Genomic DNA, 3,958 nt, shown 5'->3' on the forward strand with positions numbered 1-3,958 from the left:
CAGAGCAATGACTAATTATTGAATTTGCAGGTGCCGGACCGAACAAATCTTTTCCTGTAACTGGAGAAGTAAGTCTAATATATATATATTGGATAAATACAATAATGTCAAGATAAAAAAATAAAAGACTGTTGCTCTTTAGCACATAAGATCTCATTGATAAACATACTGTAACAATATGTGTGACAAAGAAATCAATTGCTTCAATCGCTAAATTTCTACTTGCTCAACCTTCAGTGCTTCAAGCTATTATTAGCAATCGTTCAAGCTACCATTTTGCTGTACTCACAAGAGGATCTCTGCTTGAAAAATGCCTAAGCATAGCTTAAGGAAATGGGGGTGCCATATTCAAGCATCTGCAGAAATTAGCGTAACATCATGAGCATTACTTTGTGTAACAAGTATCTACTGCAAAGCATCCTAAGGGTTTATTTCATCAGCATCATGCGGTGAGCACTTTTCACCTTGCCCGCATCAAAACGGTAAAAATACAATCCACTGCTGAGTTCATTGCCAGATTCATCCCTACCGTCGAAAGTGAGGCTATAATATCCTGCTTCATTATGATCTCGGCTAAGGCGGCGTACCATCTGACCACGTGTGTTGTAAATAACAATTTTCACGTTTGACGGTTCTGCCAAAGAATAGCGGATGTTGGTAATGGGATTGAAGGGGTTGGGAAAATTACCCAAGCTTTGGGTGAGTTCTGGAATTTCTGGTACCGGGTTATCACCGTAGTTATCGGTTTTAATATTTAAGGGACCATAGAAGTTTTCTTCACTGTTATAATCCCTACTCATGAGCCAATAATAATAGCTGCTGCTAGGAAGAGTTTCGGCATCAATATATATATAATGCCTTTCTTCAGATGTGTTTGTAGCTTCAATTAGCGGAGAAATCGGTTGGGCTTGAGCTATGTCGTCTGTTTCGGAACGAAGAATATAATAACCCAATACTCCTGTTTCGGTGGCAGTTACCCAATTAAGTTTCACTCTTCCATTATCCAAACAAATGGCGTTAAAACTGGATAGGGTAACAGGCAGGGTGTTATCTTGGCTACTGGAGAACACAATAATAAGCTCGCCGGATTTTTGTTTGGCTTCTGCGATGGAGAAATCGACAGAAGTATCTGTCCAACTTGCAGTAGCATAAAGAAGATTCCATCCGCTACCGGTGTTGAATGCGATGGTGGGAGGAATAAAACCAAGATTGTGATCTATCAGGATATAAGCTCCGCTGAAACTTTCTGCGGAAAGAGTGATATCTAATCCGGCATTACTATATGGGCTTACAGAAGAACCATAACCGACTTCTATATTCAATTCAGTTCCGCCAACTCCATCGATGATAATAGAAGGAGTGATAGTATTATTATTGATATCAGTTACGGGAGGCAGGTCAACTTCAGCTTCGCCATCAATAATTTCCACAATTTCCTGATTTGCGATGCTTACAATGCGGATTTCGTCTATTACAGCAGGAGGCTGAGCGCCCGAGCTTGAATCATTTCTCCAGGTAAAGACCAGGCGTTTGGTGCTGCCTGCAATACCGGTTGGTAATTCGATATCGGCATTCTGCCAAGATGTTTGTAGCAAGAATGGCTCTTCCGAAAGGCTTCCGGAGCTTAGAAGTGTGCCTGCTTCTGGGAAAACTGAGGTATCCACCATATAAACACGCAAATAGTCGTAGTTTGTGTATCCTCCTTCTCCATTTGCCAGCCAATTGAAGCGCAAGAAGAAATTCGTTGCGCTTTCGGGAAAGGCAACATCAGTATAGAAATGGCTCACAGAAGCAGAACTTGTTTCGTAGCCGTTGCTTACTCCGTTATCGCTACTTATATATATGCTTTTTAAACCAGTATTAGATACTACTTCACCAATGTGCCAGCCATTAGTCTGAGTTCCGTTGACGATAACCCAATTATTGCCCACTGATTCAAAGCCTTCTACGAAAGGAATAGATTGAGCTTCGTAAGCAGACCCGCTAAGCGATATCTCCACATCCTCTCCCCCAGCATTGTGAGTGATGGTCACAGTACCCATGCTTTCTCCGGTACTAACGGGATCGAAAGTAACGGCATAGCTTGTGCTACTGCCTTGATTTATACTATAGTTGAGCTGATTGCGGTTCGAATTTTTCTTATCCGCTTCTTGGGAGATTTTTGAGCCTACTTGAGCAACGCTGAAAGCACCAGTGGTGGAAATTGTGCCTTCAAGCGTACCGCCACCGCTATTGGTAATCATAAAGTTGCTAGTGGAAGTATCGTCAACACGAATTACCCCAAAATCTAAGCTATTGGTGCTCACCGATATTTCCGGATCAACTGCCAAAGGAGCGAAAAGCAGTTTCAGATTGGGGCGGGAGGAGGAGGTTTCCCCTCCAGAAAACACGTTTGTTTGGTTACTTCCATCTGCACGTATATATCTGTAACCATTTGTGACGGTGGTGTATTTTACCGTTCCTGTATCGTCATAATCGCTCAAAGTACCAAATGCGGTATCGATGACAATATTATCTACTCCATTCCAAACGAAGGGAGTGCTGAGCGTAAGCATATCCCAGCCCACTGAAGGTGAATAAGTTACGGGGCCGTAAACGGTTTGCATGTTTGTCGCAGTTTGCCAATATTCTCCATTTGTATCTGTAGTATGTTTGATTCTTACAATGAAATTCGGCAAATCATAAATGGGAACGCTAGCCACATCAAAGCCAAGCGTTGTGATACTAATTGGACCCACAATGCCTGCAGTAGCAAGTTCAGCGGCTGTATAAATGCTCTGGCCGTGTAAAGATTTGTACCATGCATTGATAGGGCTTGCTGCTGAAGAGTTTGTAGCAGAAGTACCCGTGCCCAGTATCGCTTCAAATGCCAGACCGGCGGTTACTTCGATGCTATCTGTAGGATCGGATTCGCCACCAGCATAGACTGCAACTACATAATAGGTATAACTGTTGCCATTGCTTACGGCGTAATCTGTGTATGTGCTATTGGGGGTTGTAGTTAAAAGTACATCGTCACGATATACTTTGAAGTTTTGCACATCCCCGCCTGGTGAAGTCCAATTAAGGGTGATAGAACCATCAGCTGGAATAGCGCTGAAATTAGTTGCCGGAGCGTAGTATGCCCCCTGAGGCGGGAAGACAATATGATCGATCCAGGCGCAGTCGCTGCCTACGGATTGAGATACGTCCTTGGTGTAACGCCAGGTGAAAGTACGCAATCCTGAAGTTACAGAATAGCTAGCCTGAGTCCAATTCACTTCGCCAGACCAATTAGCTTGCTCTACACCGTCGACCAAAAAGAAGAGCTTATCATAACTCGATTCTGAGGATACTTTGTAGTAGAAGCTGATGTTTCCAGCCTCAGATACAACTTGAGAGATGCTGATCTCAGTTTGTTGATTATCGCTGATCACTCCAGATTTTGCCGCATAAGTTCCTGAGTATTTTTCGGTGCTTTGTACTATCCAAGGCGAACTGCTGTTATTTGTCCAGTTTTGTGCACTGAAGTTGCCAGTCTCAAATCCTTCGTCGGCTGGCACCAGAATATTTACGGTGATGCTACTCTGAGCGGTGTTGGAATCATTATCGGTAGCGATTGCTTTGATCGAATAATTGCCTGCGCTAAAAGACGAAGTATCCCAGCTCCAAACATAGGGACTGGTAGAATCTGTATATTGAAGCACATCGTTCAAATAGAAAGCTACAGATGTTATATATCCATCGCCATCCGTTGCAGTGGCAGTTACATTAACTGTCGCCCCCATATCGATAGTGCTAAAACTGGCAGGATTGGTGATGGACACACTTGGCATGCTAGGATCCAACGCCATCAATGCGTTGTAGGCATTCACCATGCCATATCCAGTGTACCTATCCCAACCCACTCCGCCATCGATGGTCATATCTGTGGCTGTGGAAGTAAGAATAGTTCTTAATTCGGTAGGTGTGAGTGTAG

At 43.4% G+C, this 3,958-nt stretch carries 1 protein-coding gene; it reads right to left on the minus strand.

What is annotated here, in order from left to right; translation table 11 throughout:
- Positions 1-428: 428 nt before the first annotated feature.
- A partial coding sequence (locus LHW48_01030) for an Ig-like domain-containing protein (GenBank protein ID MCB5259046.1) occupies positions 429-3,958 on the minus strand: 3,530 nt, incomplete at its 5' end.

Source organism: Candidatus Cloacimonadota bacterium, assembly GCA_020532355.1.
Lineage (GTDB): Bacteria > Cloacimonadota > Cloacimonadia > Cloacimonadales > Cloacimonadaceae > UBA5456.